Below are 14,414 nucleotides of genomic sequence, written 5' to 3'. Positions count from 1 at the left end.
GCGCAGGTGCGCCGCCTCATCGAAACGTCGCTCCTCAACTACGAGGCGATCTCGCAATGCACCGGCGTCGGACGCGCCAGCATCTGCCGCTGGACGCGCGATCTGAAATGGCTGAGGCCGCCCGGCGCGCCGCGCGCGACCGACACGGTGCCGCGCTTCCGCGCGAGTGCGAAGCTCAGACGCCGCACGCTCGCCGAGCGCATCCACGCGCTCGCCGAACGTCATGTGGAGCAGGTGAGCGCATCAGAGGTGATCGATCATGACAAGCTCGCGGCCGCGCTCGCGCTTCTGGAGATGGCGCGCGCCGCGACGCGCCGCCGTCCGCGCATCGACAAGGAGACCGGACTGCCGCGCCGCGCGATCAACCAGCTTTATGGTGTCGATGTGCACGCCGCGCCGCGCGAGGCCGTGCATGATTTTCTGGAGAACTGTTATCCGCCGGTGGAGGACAAAACGCCGCGCCGCCGCGGTCGCGGCCGGCCAAGGAAGTTCGCCGAGGAGTGGATGAGGTTGAAGGGGGAGTGAGATGAATCTAGTGTCGCTTCGTCAGACCCAACACGCGACCTTCAATGATCCTAGACAATCGATCAGGGTCTTTGGTCTCGCATTCCCAGATCGTAATCACGTGCCAGCCCAACTTCCGCAATTGCGCTTTCACGCGGCGGTCTCTCGCTACATTCATTCTGAATTTTTCCGCCCAGAATTCCGAAGATGGCGGAGTGGCTTTTCGACATCCTGGATGCCTATGCCAGTAGCAACCATGCACGAAAAGCGCGATACCGCGCTTCGGTAATACGAGATCAGGAGTGCCGGGCAGGTCCTTGCGGTGCAGCCTAAAACGAAGCCCAGCAGCGTGAACTGCTTTCCTAACCCGGATTTCTGGCGAAGTGTTCTTGCCCTGAACCCTGGACATCAACCAAGATCGCCGCTGGCGCGTTAGGCGATCAACCAAGTTTTACTCCGCAGCGATTTGAACTTGCAACCCAATGTCGATGCGTTCTGCGATAACCGAAAAAATCGCCTTCGACATGATCGGCGAAACGCTGTTTCCGATCATCCTGAAGCTGTGCCAAACTGTCGGATGGAACCTGAAATAGTCAGGAAAGCCCTGGAGCCGAGCAGCTTCGCGGACCGTAATGACTCGCGGTTCATCAGGATGGATCGGTCGGACGGACTGGAACGATCCTCTATCACTGCCGGTGCCAGCACGCAGTGTAGGACACTGTCCATTCCAATCTAAGCGCGGATGGCGACCGATGGACTCAACCCCGCCTTGGGGAACCTTCTTGAACCGTTCTCACTCCTCCTTGAACCCATATTCCGGCACGTTGCCGGTCGCGCCGTAGTATTTGTACGGCAGGAATTTCCCGCTCATCGTGATCTTGACGCGGTCGCCCTTCGGGTTGGCGACGCGCTCGAACGCGAAGTCGAAGTCGATCGCCGACATGATGCCGTCGCCGAACTCCTCCTCGATCAGCGCCTTCCAGGCCGGACCGTTGACCATCACCATCTCGTAAAAGCGGTAGATCAGCGGATCGGTCGGCGGCATCGGCGTGCCGCGATACGGCACCTCGTTGAGCATCGCGATCTCAGGGCGCGACAGGCCGAAGAGATCGCCCGCCTTCTCGGCCTGCGGCTTCGTCAGCTTCATCTGGCCGAGCAGCGCGCCGACGATCATCGTGTCGGCAAAGCCGCCGATCTCCTTGCAGATGTGCTTCCAGGTCCAACCCTTCTCGCGCTTGATGTCGAGAAGCTTTTCGGTGAGGTCGGCGCGTTTCATGGATGTCTCCCGGATCGTTGAGTTGAATTGAATAACGCCGCGCTCAGAGTCGCGGTTCTAGCGTCCTCTCTCCCGCTTGCGGGGGAGAGACAGAGAGGGGGCGCTTGGCCGAAACAATTCCCCCTCCCCAACCCTCCCCCGGTTCGCGAAGCGAACCCTGCGGGAGAGGGAGCACACTGCGGCTCTGCGCGATGCGGTGCGCCATCGTCACGCCGTCCTCGCGTGGACGCTCGGCGTCGCCTCGACGGGTCCGCCCGCGCCGGGGCGCACGACCTTCGGGTTCTTCGGGTCGTGGCCGGTGGCGTCGAAATTCTTCGAGCGGGTGACGAGGAAATCGATGATGTGGTTGCGGATCGCGTAGTAGTGCGGGTGCTTGTGCAGGTCGATGCGCGTGCGGTCCTTCGGCAGCGGGTTCTCGACGATCTCGGCGATGACCGCGCCGGGGCCGTTGGTCATCAGCACGATGCGGTCGGCGAGGTAGATCGCCTCGTCGACATCGTGCGTGATCATGAACACGGTCTGGCCGGTCTCGAGGCAGATGCGGCGCACCTCGTCCTGCAGCGTGCCGCGCGTGAGCGCATCGAGCGCGGAGAACGGCTCGTCCATCAGCATGATCTTCGGCTCGATCGAGAGCGCGCGCGCGATGCCGACGCGCTGCTTCATGCCGCCGGAGAGTTCGGACGGGCGTTTGTTGAGCGCGGCGCGCAGGCCCACCGTCGCGATGAACTTCTCCGCATGCGCGCGGACCTGCTCGCGCGACCACTTGCGCCACTTGGACGACACCGCATACGCGACGTTGCCGAGCACGGTGCGCCATGGGAGCAGCGCGTGCGATTGGAAGATCACGGCGCGGTCGAGGCTCGGGCCTTCGATCGCCTGGCCGTCGACGATGATCGCGCCCTCGGTCGTGGTATCGAGGCCCGCGAGTGCGTTGAGCACGGTCGTCTTGCCGCAGCCGGAGTGGCCGATGATGCAGGAGAATTCGCCGCGCGCCATGCCGAGCCAGAAATTCTCGAAGATGGTCGTGGTCTTGCCGTTCGGCGCCGGATAGCGCTTGGCGATGCCCTCGATGGAGATGAAGCGCTCGGTCATGCGGCTCACTCCGGGTAAGTTACGGAGCGGCCGAGCGCCGCGAGCATCTGGTCGAGGATCATGCCGACCACGCCGATCGTCAGGATCGCGACAATTACATTTGTGATCGAAAGATTATTCCATTGGTTCCAGACGAAGTATCCAATTCCCGTTCCACCGACCAGCATCTCAGCCGCAACGATGACGAGCCACGCTATGCCGATCGAAATGCGCATGCCGGTGACGATCGTCGGCGCCGCCGCTGGTAGGATCACGGTGAAGGCGCGGCGGAACGTTCCGACCTCGAGCGTACGCGCGACGTTGAGCCACTCCTTACGCACGGAGGCGACGCCGAACGCGGTGTTGAGCAGCATCGGCCACACCGAGCAGATGAAGATCACGAAGATCGCGGACGCGCTCGAGTCCTTGATCGTGTAAAGCGCGAGCGGCATCCAGGCGAGCGGCGAGATCGGCTTGAGCACTTGGATGAACGGATCGAGCGCGCGGCTCATCAGCGGCGACATGCCGATGAGAAATCCGATCGGGATCGCGACCAGTACGGCGAGCAGATAGCCGAGACCGACGCGGCCAATCGAATACGCCAGCTGAATGCCGAGGCCTTTGTCGTTCGGGCCGTTGTCATAGAATGGGCTTTTCAGATGCCCCCAAATCGTCGTCGCGACATCGAACGGGCCCGGCATCGCGGATTTGCCTTGCGTCGCGGTCTGCCCCATCAGCTTCGCGTATTCGGGATCCATGTTGGCGGTCACGCCGGTGCCGCGCGTCGCAAGATGCCACACGCTCAAAAACGCAACCAAGATCGCGAGGGAAATGGCGGCCGCCCGCCAGGTCTGTGCGGTCGGCATCGTCAGCGCGCCTTCGTCTCAGCCGCGCTGTCAGGATAACGAATGAACGCAGAGAGGGGAGGACCGTCGAGCCGAGCTCGCCGGGCAGGTTCCCCATGTTCAGGTGCCTGCGAGAACCATCGCTGGTTCGGTCCTCGCCTCTCGGCGTTTCTCCCGCACGGAATTGTCTCCGCGCGAGAGCACAATGCGAACAAAAGCGACCGGTTCCACATTATGCCGGCCGTTTGATCGCGAAGCTGTTCAAGTAATCTTCAGGCTTAGCGGGATCGAATGTCTTGCCCATGACAACGAAGGTTTTCATCGTTTCCTTCGGCGGTGTGAGGCCGACTTCGGTCATCAGCTTCGTCGTGTCGGTCGCGAGGAAAACCTGTTTCGCGATACCGGCGTAGTCGATGTCACCTTTGATCTGGCCCCACCGCTTCATCTGCGTGAGGATCCACACGGCGAACGACTCCCACGGGAACGGATCGAAATCGATGCGGTCCGGCACGCGCTGCACGGTGCCGAGACCGTCGGCAAAAACGCCGGTTAGAACTTGCTCGACCACGGTCACGGGCTGGTTGAGGTAATTTGCGGGCGCGATCGCTTCGGCGATCTGTTTACGGTTCTCTTGCTTCGTCGCGAAGGCGGTCGCGTCGATGATCGATTTGAGCAATGCCGCGTAAGTGTTCGGCATCGTCGTGACGAATTCCTTCGATGCCGCGAAGGCGCAGCACGGGTGTCGATCCCAGATCTGCTTCGAGAGAATGTGGATGAAGCCGACGCCGTCATACACGGCGCGCTGGTTCACGGGGTCCGGCGCAAGGAAGCCGTCGATATTGTCGGCGCGCAGGTTTGCGACCATCTCGGGCGGCGGGACCGCGCGGATCTGCACGTCGGCGTCCGGATCGATGCCGTGCTCCGCGAGGTAGTAGCGCAGCAAGTAATTGTGCATCGAGTAATCGAACGGCACTGCGAGCTTGAAGCCCTTCCACGACTTCGGATCGCGCCTATCCTTGTGCTTCATCGCCAGCGTGATCGCCTGGCCATTGATATTTTCCACCGCCGGCATCGTATACGGGATCGGGTTCGATCCGGCACCCACCGTGAGCGCCAGCGGCATCGGCGAGAGCATATGCGCGGCGTCGTATTCCTTGTTGATCGTCTTGTCGCGGATAACGGCCCAACCGGCCGTCTTGATCACTTCGACTTCGAGGCCGTGCTTCTTATAGAAGCCCATCGGCTCGGCCATGATGATCGGGGTCGCGCAGGTGATCGGGATGAAACCGACCTTGAGCGACTTCTTTTCGAGCGCACCGGCGCCTTGCGCGAAGACTTCGGTCGCGGCGCCGACGGGGAAAAATTGCGACACGGCGGCGAGCGCCGTCGCGGCGCCGACCGACTGCAGAAACGCGCGGCGGGATTTATCCTGCGGGAAGATTTTGCGCAGCACCGCCGAGGCGACGACCTGCTCGTAGCGTTTCTCCTCGCTTTCGACCGGCACGCATTGAAGCTGCGACGAGCGACGATGCTCGGCCTCGCTCGCGTGCAGGCCGCAACTGCAGCCTTCGGCGCGAAGCCGCCGGTTGGCATCAAACGGATCGTCGAAGGTCGACATCTAGCTTGCCCTCTCGTGTGCCGGGCGCATTGGCTGCGCCTCGCGCGAGAGTTTGCAACCGACATGCCACCCCGGCTGCAGCGCCAAAGCGCGCGCAAACCCGCAATTTTCGGTCAGCGGGCAGGTTCAAGCCGCTTTCCCGTGATCACCGATTAGTCATTGCCCAATGATTGGGCGAATGGAACCTGGATGCTGCCAGCCAGTTGCCTGAGCGGTAAGCAATGACGGGGATACGCCTATGCGCAGAATTATGATGGCTTCGATTGTGGCGATGTCGATGGTGGCCGCCGTTCCGGCCGCAAACGCCCAAAGCGAACGCACACTGACGGGCGCAGCCATTGGTGCAGGTTCGGGCGCATTGATCGCCGGACCGGTCGGCGCGGTCGCCGGTGGCGTGATCGGCGCGACAGTCGGCGGGCCGCGCCTGTCGAGCGGTGGCCGCCGCTGCTGGCGCAATGCCAACGGCCGCCGGGTCTGCCGCCGCCGCTAAGCCTTAAGGCCTGAGCGCGTCGAGCGCCTCGCGGGAGGAAAACATCTTCCGCCCGCTATGGCCGACACCGGCCAATTCGACGATCCGCCAGTTGAACGCCCAACCGCGCTGCCGCGCGAGCGCTTGGCCGGCTGCGAAGGCATTCCGCCCGCGCTCCAGCCGGGTTCCGCCTTGCGCGGTCGCGTCGTCGCTGTCGTTACGGTTTTCGTCACCGGTGTCCTCCTCGCCAAGGAAGATCGTTACCGGTGCCGCGAGGTAGCGGCGAATGTGTCCCTCTTCTTGTCCAGGCGGATAGACGCCGCCAAAGCCGAACGGCGCTTCCGCCATATTCGGGAAGACATGCGTGCCCGGATTGGCGATGACGATGCGCCGCGCATCATTGGGCATGAACGCGGCAACGCGGCTGAGGAATTGGCCGCCGCCCGAATGTCCGATCAGATAAGCATCGAGTAGCCGCTGCTCGACCGTCCGCGCCCAACGGATGATCGCCGGCACATATTGCACAGTCCAATCGTTGTAAGGCATGACGCGGCGCTTCTGCACGATGCCGCCACGCTGATACGCCGAGGACGAGAAACGCTCCTTGTCGAATTCCGGTGCGATTACGATCATGCAAAGCTGATCGCCGAGCGGCTGCGCGGATTTCCGATAGTTCTCGGCGTTGCGGTTAAGGCCGTGAAAAACGACGAGAAGCTGCGGGTTCTGGCAGTTCGGACGATACGTGAAGACGCGCAAGACTTGGCGGCCGAAGTTCACATTCTGCTGGCTGTCGCCGGGCGGGATCGGTTGCGCAAAGGCGGACGCTGTCCAGCCGGCAAGCCCCAACAAGGCCGCGATGACCGTGCGTAGCATCGATAGTTCTCCGTTCGGACAGCGGCGGGACTAGAGCATAACGGCCCGGCATCGCAAAGGCCGTCACACGCTCGCGCGCGCTTCGTTGCACTCAGCGCAGCCGGCTTCCGGCGGGTGAAGAAAGATCAGTGGATCGTCGGCGAGCCGCGCCGTCGCAACGCCTACGATATCGCGGGCGCGCATAAGCTTGGCATTCGCATTGCCGACTCTGCCCGCGCGGATCAGAGCTTCGGCGCGAAGCCAATCCTCCGCGAGCACAAAGCGCGCGCAGCAGTGATCGTTCTCGCCGTACGCGATGCGCTTCGGCTGCCCGTTTTCGCGGATCGTGATGTGCTTGGGCAGACGATACGGAACATTTGCGATCAACCCGGCGAGGTGGAGCGTCGTGTTGGCGTCGGACCCGACGCAGCACTAGGCCGTCGCGATCATGCACGCGTCCGACCGGACTTGCCGGACTATGCGGCGGCAGCGGCAAAGGGTCGGCAACGATCTCGGCCGCCCGCGGACCCTGTGCCGCGAACGCAAACGGATGGTCCGAACGCAGAACGCCAGGCTCCCGCCAAAACGTATCGCAGAGAACACCGAGATCCGCGGAGGCCGGCGTCTTCTTCGGATCGAACGGCGTCGCGTCGTCACCCGTCCACGACGGCATGACGAGCGTCCCCTCCGGCCCAATTGCCGCGCGCAACGCATCGATCAAACCACGCAGGCCGTCATCGACCGGGCGCACGGCGCGGAACGACGCATGCACTAGCAACACGCTCCCCGGCTCGACGCCAAGCGTGCGGAGCTGCTGCGTCAGTTCGGTAACCGAAGCCACGCGTCAGACCGGATTTCGCTCGACCAACTGCTTCGCGATGATGATCTTCTGCAGCTCGTTGGTGCCTTCCCCGATGCAGAGCAAGGGCGCGTCGCGATAGAGGCGTTCGATATCGAACTCCTTCGAGTAGCCGTAAGCGCCGTGGATGCGCATCGCGTCTGTCGCGTTGGCGAGCGCGGCTTCGGATGCCGTGTATTTCGCCATGCCGGCTTCCATGTCGCAGCGCTGGCCGGCGTCATAGGCGATCGCGGCGTTGTAGGTGAGCGCGATCGCGCTCTCGGAGCGGATCGCCATCTCGGCAAGTTTCATCGCGATCGCCTGATGTTCGGCGATCGGCTTGCCGAATGTCTTGCGCACCTGCGCGTATTTCACCGAAAGATCGAGCGCAGCTTTCGCCACGCCGCAGCCGCGCGCCGCGACATTGATGCGGCCGAGTTCGAGGCCGCCCAGCGTCGTCTGCAAGCCCTTGCCTTCTTCGAGGCCGATCAGGTTCGCGGCCGGGACACGATAGTTGTCGAAGACAAGTTCGGCCGAGTCGATGCCTTTGTAGCCGATCTTTTCCAGCTTGCGCGAGGCTGAGAAGCCTTCACCCTTGTCGCAGACGAACATGCTCATGCCGCGATGGCGCGGTTCGGCTTTCGGGTCGGTCTTCACCAGCACCGCAAACGCCGAGCCGTAGATGCCGTTCGAGATCCACGTCTTCGTGCCGTTGATGACGTAGTCATCGCCGTCGCGCACCGCCCGCGTGCGGATCGCTTGCAGGTCGGTGCCGCAATCCGGCTCGGTGAGTGCGAGGCCGCCGCGCACTTCGCCGCTGGCGAATTTCGGCAACAGGCGGCGTTTCTGCTCTTCGGTACCGACGCGCTCGACGCAAGCCGACATGATGAGATGCGAGTTGAAGATGCCGGAGAGCGACATCCACGTTTCGGACACGCGTTGCACGATGCGCGCGTAGGTCGTCGCGGACAGACCGAGACCGCCATATTCCTGGCCGATGGTCGCGCCAAACAGTCCTAGCGACTTCATCTGCTCGACCATGTCGACCGGATAGATGTCATCCTTCTCGAGCGCGTGCACGTGCGGGCGGACGTCGCGCTCCAGCCAACGGCCGATGGCGTCGAGGATTTCGCCTTCTTCTTCGAGCGTGTTCTTGCGCGCGGCTGTGCTCATCTCGGTCCCTTATTTTTTCTTTTTTGCGGGCTTCGCGTTGTTGAGTGCGACGGCCGACTTGATCAAAGCCTTGAAGGCTTTCTCGTCGATCTTGTCGCCTTCATGAATATCGATCGCGCGGCGGACGTTGCCGTCGAGGCTGGAGTTGAAGAGTTTTGCCGGATCGTCGAGCGCCGCGCCTTTCGCGAAGGTCAGCTTCACGGCGCTCTTATATGTCTCGCCCGTGCAGATGATGCCGGCGTGTTCCCACACGGGAACCCCGCGCCATTTCCATTCTTCGACGACGTTGGGCTCGGCTTCTTTAGTCAGCTTGCGGACATGCGCGAGCGTTTCGCCGCGCCAATCGCCAAGCTCCTTGATGCGGCCGTCAATCAACTTCGCGGGCGACACGTTCGCCTTGTCGACACTCGCCTTGGAAACCGTCGCTTTCTTCATTCCGGTATTCTCACATTTTCTCGCCAGGCAACTTGCTCGCCTGCTTCACCCACTTCGCAAATTGCGTCTCGTCGATCGCATCATTCTCATGAATGTGAAAGTAGCGCACGTGTTGTTGCTTCGATGCGACCGGCGGCTCTGGCTTGAGCTTTGCACCCTCGAAGAACGCAACCTTCACGTATTTTGCGAAGACGTGCACGCCTAGAAACCAGCGACCCTCCTCGATGCCATACAGCGGCGAATTCCACTTCACAGCCTTCTTCACGCCGGGCACGGTTTTCGTGATCAGCGCATCGATCTTCCGTCCGACATCGCTTTTCCATCCCGGCATCGCCGCGATGTAAGCCTGCACGGGAGCATCGCCGTAACCCTTTGCGATCTGCGGGTTGCCGCCGGAAAGCAAAACCGGCTCGCCGGTCTTTGCGGGTTTCGGCTTTGCGACGGCCTTCGCCATCTCAGTACTTCGCTTTCTCTTCGAGTGCGTGGCCTTCCCGCTGCACCAACATCGTGCGGTCGAACGTACAGACGACGACGCCGTCCTGGTTCTTGCCGATCGTGCGCACCGACACGATGCCGGCATCCGGCCGCGATTTCGACTCGCGCTTCTCGAGCACTTCGCTTTCGCCGTAAAGCGTGTCGCCGGCGAAGACCGGATGCGTCAGCTTGATGTCGGTCCAGCCGAGATTTGCAATCGCTTTCTGACTGACGTCACTCACGCTCATGCCGACAAGCAGCGACACCGTGAACGGCGACGCGACGATGCAGCGGCCGAATTCGGAATGCTTGGCGTACTCAGAATCGAAGTGGATCGGGTGCTGATTCATCGTCAGCAACGTAAACCACGTATTCTCGGTTTCAGTAATCGTGCGGCCCGGGCGATGCTCATAGACATCGCCAACCACGAACTCCTCGTAGTAACGGCCGAAGCTCTCGCGATACCGATTGGGACCGACCTCTTTGGTCGTGCCTGCCATCCCGTGTGTTCCTCATTGGTTTTTGTTGCCGCGCATTTAGGAAGGCGCGCAGCGGCGTGTCAATTTGCGGCTCTGTCTAAAGATGCCGCGCCATTTCGGGCCGCGCCTTCAATGCAGCGCCCTGCTTCGCGACGATCTTTGCAATGCGCTCGGGCGCGAAATTCAAGTCGACAAATGCGGTCGCCGTGTTCGCGACCTCGTGATACTCGGCGAAGAGACCGTCCTTCAGCGTGATGATGGCGACACCTTCGAACATCGCACGACCACCCTTCGCCTCCGGCAGGTTCGACTTGTAGCTGAAGGTGTAGCGCGCATAGAGCGTGCGGCCGTCGGTGACGGGATCGTGCATGTCCCAGAGAAAATCCTGCGCCGTGCGGTAAAACCAATCGTCGATCAACTCGGCAATCTTCGCGCGGCCCTTGAACGCGCCGTAGAAAATATCGTGGTAGACGCCCTCTTCGGTGAATAGGGCTGCGAGTGCCTTTCCGTCGCGCCGTTCGACCGCGCTGCAGAACTCTTTCAAGGTTGCTTTAGCGTCCATGGCGTCTCTCCGCGTTTCTTTTGCCGCGATGATGCCGGACGCAGTCCCATCGTTCAACCCGCCTTCTCGCCGGCCGGCCGTTCTGTCGTGCGCAATGCATCGGCAAGGCGCGTCTTCGCACTACCGGGACGCAGCGGTTGCTGCTGGCTCGCATGCGGCGCCCAGCCGGTCAGCCATACAATGTCGAACGTCGCCATCACGCGGCCGTCCGCGCCCGCAAAGCGCTGCTTGTAAATCTCCGCCATGCGCAGCAACACGCCGCGCCGGAGCGGGACACGGCGGCGTTCGGTCAGCGGATTGGTCGCGCCCATGCGGCGCAAATCGTGCAGCAGCGCAAAAGGCGTCTCGTAACGCACGGTGACGCGGTCGACGTCGGTGACCGGCAGCGCAAAACCCGCCCGCTGCAGCAGCATGCCGAGCGTGCGCACATCGGCGAACGGCGCAACGCGCGGCGACACGCCGCCGGTGAGTTCTGTCTCGGCCTCGGCAAAGGATTGGCGCAGCTCGGTCAGCGTATCGCCGCCGAGGAGCGCCGCGAGAAACAAACCGTCCGGCCGCAACGCGCGGCGCGCCTGCGCGAGCGTGCCCGGCAAGTCGTTGACGAACTGCAACGCGAGCGCCGAGACGATGAGGTCGAGCGAAGCCTCAGCGAACGGCAACGCCTCCGCGTCGGCGACAAGCTCGCCGCCAGCGCCGGTCGTGATGGTTTGCGTTGCGCCGCGGCGCGCGGCAAGTAACGGCGCGAGGCGTCCGCCCGGCGTCGCAAGATCGACCGCGACCGGAAACTCGCGCAGGATTACCGATAGGCGATCGGCAAGTTCATCGACGACGCGGTCGAGCAGGAACGTCGCGGGATCGCGTAACGCGCGCCGTTGCCGTCGCGCAATCAGAGCGCGATCGAATATCTGCGGAGCCGTGTCCATCGGCGTCGTCATAGCGCAAATCAGCGAGCGCGCGAATTGCGGCCGTACCGGCCGCGCGATACCGTCGTGCCATGGACTTCTCACGGGCTCATGCGCTGACGAGCTACGTTCGCCGCGGCTGGTCGCTGGCGCTCGGCGCTGCCCTGCCCCCGCTTTGTCCGGTCTGCCGCGACCCGGTCGCCGATCCAGCCGGGCTGTGCCCGCATTGCTGGTCTCGCCTCAGTTTCATATCGCGGCCCTATTGCGAGCGGCTAGGGACGCCTTTCGCCTACGACAGCGGACCCGGCCTGCTATCGCCGGAAGCCATCGCGGAGCCTCCGGCCTATAACCGGGCGCGGGCGGCTGTTGGCTTTGACGACGTCTCGCGAACTCTTGTGCATGCCTTCAAATACGGCGATCGCATGGACCTCGCGCCCATGCTGGCTGGCTGGATGACCCGCGCCGGAGCCGAACTCCTAGCCGACGCCGACGCGCTGGTGCCCGTGCCGCTGCATTGGCGGCGGCTGTGGGCGCGGCGGTTCAACCAGTCGGCGACGCTCGCAAAAAGGATCGGCGCGGCCTCGGACCGCCCGGTTCTCTCCGATGTTTTGAAGCGTATTCGGGCAACGCAGCAGCAGGTCGGGCTGAGCCAGGCCGAGCGCGTCCGCAACATTCAGGGCGCGTTCGCGGTGCCTGAGGGTCGTCGGCATGCAGTCGCGGGTCGCAACCTCGTGCTGGTCGACGATGTGCTGACCTCGGGCGCCACCGTCCAGGCTTGCGCCCGAACGTTGATGCGCGCAGGGGCGGCGCGGGTCGATGTCCTGGTTTTCGCCAGGGTTGTGAACCACATCGGTCCGCCCATATAAGACAATAAAGCTGCCACAACCGGACACTCCGATGGCCCAGATCGACATCTACACGACGCCAATGTGCGGCTACTGCGCGGCGGCCAAGGCGTTGCTCAAGCGGAAGGGCGCTGCCTTCAACGAAATCGACGTCAGCGGTTCCGACGGCGACAAGCGCCGCGAGATGCTGGGCCGCTCGAACGGCCGCTGGACCGTGCCGCAGATTTTCATCGGCTCGACCCATGTCGGCGGCAGCGACGACCTCCACGCGCTCGAGCGCGACGGCAAACTCGACGCCCTGATCGCGAGCTGACGCATGACTGACATCAAAGACAAGATCCGCATCGGCCTGATCCAGATGCGCGCGAGCCGAACGCCCGCTGACAACGTCGATGCGGCCGCTAAGCTGATCCGCGAGGCGAAGGATCAAGGCGCCGTCTACGTGCAGACGCCCGAGATGACGAACATCATGGAGGTCAAGCGCGACGTCCTGTTCGAGAAGATCAACGAGGAAGAGAAGTGCGTGAGCCTTGCGGCTTTCTGCTCGCTCGCGCGCGAACTCGGGATTCACATTCACGTTGGCTCGATGGCGATCAAAGTCGCGCCGGATCGCGCCGCCAACCGCGGCTTCATGATCGATCCGTCCGGTGAGGTGCTCGCCTCCTACGACAAGATACATATGTTCGACGTCGATCTCGCGAACGGCGAGAGCTATCGCGAGTCTCGCACTTATCGTCCGGGCGAACAGGCCGTGCTGGTCGACCTCCCGTTCGGCCGCGTCGGCATGACGATCTGCTACGATCTCCGTTTCCCCGCGCTGTATCGCGCGCTGGCGGAATCCGGCGCGTCGTTCCTCACCATTCCGTCGGCCTTCACGCGGCAAACCGGCGAGGCGCATTGGTCGACGCTAATGCGGTCGCGCGCGATCGAGAATGGCAGCTTCGTGCTCGCGGCCGCGCAGGCCGGCACGCATGAAAACGGCCGCGAGACCTACGGCCATTCGATGGTCGTCGATCCGTGGGGCCGCGTCATTGCGGAAGGCGGCACCGAGCCCGGGGTCGTGATGGCGGATCTCGACGCTGAAGAGATCACGACGTCGCGCGCCCGCGTGCCGTCGCTGCAGCACGGCCGCCGTTTCGAGATCACGGCGCCGCTCGCGGAGCCGGCGCATCTGCACGTCGTCGGGGCGAAGACGTGATCCGCTACACCCTTCGTTGCGCGAAAGACCATCACTTCGAAAGCTGGTTCGCCGACTCCGCCGCTTACGATAAGCAGGCGAAGCGCGGTTTGGTCACTTGTCCAAATTGCGGATCGACGAAAGTCGAGAAGTCGCTGATGGCGCCGCAACTCGGGCGGACCGAGCGCCAGAAATCGTCGCGCAAAAAGGCCGCAACGCCGGCGGTTGCGAACGAAGCCTCGCCGATCGCGATGATGTCGGACGGCGAGCGTGAATTGCGGACGAAATTGAAGGAATTGCGCGACCACGTCGTGAAAAACGCCACCGACGTTGGCGCGAAGTTTCCGGAAGAAGCCCGCAAGATGCACTACGGCGAGAGCGAAACGCGCTCGATCTACGGCGAAGCGTCGTTCGACGACGCGAAAGCGCTGCATGAGGAAGGCATCGAGGTCCTTCCGTTGCCGGTATTGCCTGACGATCGGAATTAACTGCGGCGGCAGAATAAAAATGTGGATAGCCCGGACAAGCCGGGCCGCCGCATTATTTAATTACCGGAAATTTCAGCGGAGCCGATATTTTTCGACGCTGCCGCTGCGGCCAACGAGGGCCGTGAGCCACTTCGGCTGCAGACCACGGCCGGACCAGGTCTCGCCGTTCGGGCCTTTGTATTTCGCCGCCAGCTTGGTGCCCTTCTTGACGCCGCGCTTGCGCGGGCCTTCGGGCAGCGGGCCCATATGCAGCTCGATCATGGCGATTTTCGCCTGCAGAGTCTGCCTTTTCGATTTGATCAGTTCGAGGATCTTGGCGTCGAGCGCGATGAGTTCGTCGACCGAGAGCGAACGCAAATCGATATCATTCGATTGTGCTGAACGGGACAAGGGATCCTCTTCTTTT

General features: G+C 62.8%; 20 protein-coding genes and 1 pseudogene. 6 read left to right on the top strand and 15 right to left on the bottom strand.

Annotation, left to right across the window (positions count from 1 at the left end; all coding sequences use genetic code 11):
• The first annotated feature begins 6 nt into the window (after window positions 1–6).
• Window positions 7–525 carry a hypothetical protein gene (locus GJW30_RS07660; protein WP_096353777.1) on the top strand — a complete coding sequence of 173 codons (519 nt, stop codon included), beginning with the start codon at window positions 7–9 and terminating at the stop codon, window positions 523–525.
• Window positions 526–532: 7 nt separating this feature from the next.
• On the opposite strand, the gene GJW30_RS07655 is transcribed toward GJW30_RS07660, so the two are convergent.
• The 6 genes from GJW30_RS07655 to GJW30_RS07630 all read right to left on the bottom strand — a co-directional run bounded on the left by GJW30_RS07655 (window position 533) and on the right by GJW30_RS07630 (window position 5,314).
• Window positions 533–913 carry a very short patch repair endonuclease gene (locus GJW30_RS07655; protein ID WP_347337737.1) on the bottom strand — a complete coding sequence of 127 codons (381 nt, stop codon included), beginning with the start codon at window positions 911–913 and terminating at the stop codon, window positions 533–535.
• Window positions 914–955: 42 nt separating this feature from the next.
• Entirely contained in the window at window positions 956–1,138 is a 183-nt protein-coding gene (locus GJW30_RS22970) for a DNA cytosine methyltransferase (protein ID WP_245408740.1), read from the bottom strand.
• 159 nt (window positions 1,139–1,297) lie between these two features.
• On the bottom strand, window positions 1,298–1,780 hold the full coding sequence (gene cynS / locus GJW30_RS07645; protein WP_096353771.1) for a cyanase: 483 nt from the start codon (window positions 1,778–1,780) through the stop codon (window positions 1,298–1,300).
• Between the two features lie 207 nt (window positions 1,781–1,987).
• Window positions 1,988–2,872 carry an ABC transporter ATP-binding protein gene (locus GJW30_RS07640; protein WP_096358711.1) on the bottom strand — a complete coding sequence of 295 codons (885 nt, stop codon included), beginning with the start codon at window positions 2,870–2,872 and terminating at the stop codon, window positions 1,988–1,990.
• Window positions 2,873–2,877: 5 nt separating this feature from the next.
• Complete coding sequence (gene ntrB / locus GJW30_RS07635) at window positions 2,878–3,717, bottom strand: nitrate ABC transporter permease (protein ID WP_096353769.1); 840 nt, start codon at window positions 3,715–3,717, stop codon at window positions 2,878–2,880.
• Between the two features lie 211 nt (window positions 3,718–3,928).
• Complete coding sequence (locus GJW30_RS07630) at window positions 3,929–5,314, bottom strand: CmpA/NrtA family ABC transporter substrate-binding protein (RefSeq protein WP_096353766.1); 1,386 nt, start codon at window positions 5,312–5,314, stop codon at window positions 3,929–3,931.
• 238 nt (window positions 5,315–5,552) lie between these two features.
• Between GJW30_RS07630 and GJW30_RS07625 the strand changes: the two genes are divergently transcribed.
• Window positions 5,553–5,804, top strand: a complete 252-nt coding sequence (locus tag GJW30_RS07625; protein WP_096353763.1) for a YMGG-like glycine zipper-containing protein — start codon at window positions 5,553–5,555, stop codon at window positions 5,802–5,804.
• 3 nt (window positions 5,805–5,807) lie between these two features.
• On the opposite strand, the gene GJW30_RS07620 is transcribed toward GJW30_RS07625, so the two are convergent.
• The 8 genes and pseudogenes from GJW30_RS07620 to GJW30_RS07585 all read right to left on the bottom strand — a co-directional run bounded on the left by GJW30_RS07620 (window position 5,808) and on the right by GJW30_RS07585 (window position 11,531).
• On the bottom strand, window positions 5,808–6,656 hold the full coding sequence (locus GJW30_RS07620) for an alpha/beta fold hydrolase (protein WP_096353760.1): 849 nt from the start codon (window positions 6,654–6,656) through the stop codon (window positions 5,808–5,810).
• A 63-nt stretch (window positions 6,657–6,719) separates the two neighbouring features.
• Window positions 6,720–7,476 (bottom strand): annotated as a pseudogene (locus tag GJW30_RS07615) (AAC(3) family N-acetyltransferase).
• Window positions 7,477–7,479: 3 nt separating this feature from the next.
• Window positions 7,480–8,646 (bottom strand): acyl-CoA dehydrogenase family protein, encoded by a 1,167-nt coding sequence (locus tag GJW30_RS07610; RefSeq protein ID WP_096353757.1) that lies wholly within the window; start codon window positions 8,644–8,646, stop codon window positions 7,480–7,482.
• 9 nt (window positions 8,647–8,655) lie between these two features.
• Window positions 8,656–9,081, bottom strand: coding sequence for a DUF1801 domain-containing protein (locus GJW30_RS07605; protein ID WP_096353754.1), 426 nt, complete (start codon window positions 9,079–9,081; stop codon window positions 8,656–8,658).
• 10 nt (window positions 9,082–9,091) lie between these two features.
• On the bottom strand, window positions 9,092–9,535 hold the full coding sequence (locus GJW30_RS07600; protein ID WP_096353752.1) for a DUF1801 domain-containing protein: 444 nt from the start codon (window positions 9,533–9,535) through the stop codon (window positions 9,092–9,094).
• 1 nt (window position 9,536) lies between these two features.
• The gene (locus tag GJW30_RS07595) at window positions 9,537–10,055 is read right to left on the bottom strand and encodes a MaoC family dehydratase (RefSeq protein WP_096353749.1); all 519 of its coding nucleotides are present in this window, start codon (window positions 10,053–10,055) and stop codon (window positions 9,537–9,539) included.
• A 76-nt stretch (window positions 10,056–10,131) separates the two neighbouring features.
• On the bottom strand, window positions 10,132–10,596 hold the full coding sequence (locus GJW30_RS07590) for a nuclear transport factor 2 family protein (protein ID WP_096353746.1): 465 nt from the start codon (window positions 10,594–10,596) through the stop codon (window positions 10,132–10,134).
• A 53-nt stretch (window positions 10,597–10,649) separates the two neighbouring features.
• Window positions 10,650–11,531 (bottom strand): methyltransferase domain-containing protein, encoded by an 882-nt coding sequence (locus tag GJW30_RS07585; RefSeq protein WP_096353743.1) that lies wholly within the window; start codon window positions 11,529–11,531, stop codon window positions 10,650–10,652.
• Window positions 11,532–11,590: 59 nt separating this feature from the next.
• Here GJW30_RS07585 and GJW30_RS07580 point away from each other — a divergent pair, with 59 nt between their 5' ends.
• The 4 genes from GJW30_RS07580 to GJW30_RS07565 are packed head-to-tail and all read left to right on the top strand — an operon-like array spanning window position 11,591 to window position 14,008.
• Window positions 11,591–12,364 (top strand): ComF family protein, encoded by a 774-nt coding sequence (locus GJW30_RS07580; RefSeq protein WP_096353741.1) that lies wholly within the window; start codon window positions 11,591–11,593, stop codon window positions 12,362–12,364.
• A gap of 31 nt (window positions 12,365–12,395) precedes the next feature.
• Window positions 12,396–12,656, top strand: coding sequence for a glutaredoxin 3 (grxC, locus tag GJW30_RS07575; protein WP_096353739.1), 261 nt, complete (start codon window positions 12,396–12,398; stop codon window positions 12,654–12,656).
• 3 nt (window positions 12,657–12,659) lie between these two features.
• Window positions 12,660–13,541, top strand: coding sequence for a carbon-nitrogen hydrolase family protein (locus GJW30_RS07570; protein WP_096353737.1), 882 nt, complete (start codon window positions 12,660–12,662; stop codon window positions 13,539–13,541).
• The gene (locus GJW30_RS07565) at window positions 13,538–14,008 is read left to right on the top strand and encodes a DUF1178 family protein (protein ID WP_096353735.1); all 471 of its coding nucleotides are present in this window, start codon (window positions 13,538–13,540) and stop codon (window positions 14,006–14,008) included. The genes GJW30_RS07570 and GJW30_RS07565 overlap by 4 nt, the downstream gene beginning before the upstream one ends.
• Window positions 14,009–14,080: 72 nt before the next feature.
• Here the strand turns inward: GJW30_RS07565 and GJW30_RS22580 are convergent, their stop codons facing one another.
• Window positions 14,081–14,398 (bottom strand): H-NS histone family protein, encoded by a 318-nt coding sequence (locus GJW30_RS22580; RefSeq protein ID WP_130364795.1) that lies wholly within the window; start codon window positions 14,396–14,398, stop codon window positions 14,081–14,083.
• Between the last annotated feature and the right edge of the window lie 16 nt (window positions 14,399–14,414).

The sequence above is a fragment of the Variibacter gotjawalensis genome (assembly GCF_002355335.1).
Taxonomy (GTDB): domain Bacteria; phylum Pseudomonadota; class Alphaproteobacteria; order Rhizobiales; family Xanthobacteraceae; genus Variibacter; species Variibacter gotjawalensis.
This window is presented reverse-complemented; position numbering and strand designations above follow the sequence as displayed.